Source organism: Allobaculum fili (genome assembly GCF_020969955.1).
Taxonomy (GTDB): Bacteria; Bacillota_I; Bacilli_A; order Erysipelotrichales; family Erysipelotrichaceae; genus Allobaculum; species Allobaculum fili.
This window is the reverse complement of sequence record NZ_JAHDSX010000134.1, coordinates 1-327: the sequence shown is the minus strand read 5'-3', so window position 1 is coordinate 327 and position 327 is coordinate 1. Positions and strand designations below refer to the sequence as shown.

Annotated in this window: 1 rRNA gene; it reads right to left on the bottom strand. The window is 43.4% G+C overall.

The window, feature by feature from the left end:
- Positions 1-227 precede the first annotated feature (227 nt).
- Positions 228-327 (bottom strand): 16S ribosomal RNA (locus Afil_RS10820); the annotation flags it as partial.

Sequence of the window (327 nt, the reverse complement as noted above, 5' to 3'; positions counted from 1 at the left end):
TTTCTATTTCGTAAGAACTGTTCCACTAACTGTTTCCAACTTTCGGTTAAATCTTTATTACTCTTCAACTTTTCGTTAGACCTTCTGTTATGTCTTCTTACTGATGCTCGTTTTTCAAAGATCCATTCTCTGGAAGATCGCTCTTCCAAAACCTCACAGACAAATCCTCACTCATTACTCTTTGCCATCGGCTTTCACCAATGGACTTCCTTGTACTTTCTCCTTAGAAAGGAGGTGATCCATCCCCACGTTCCCGTAGGGATACCTTGTTACGACTTAACCCCAGTCGTCGGCCCCGCCTTAGACGACTCACTCCCTTTAAGGGTT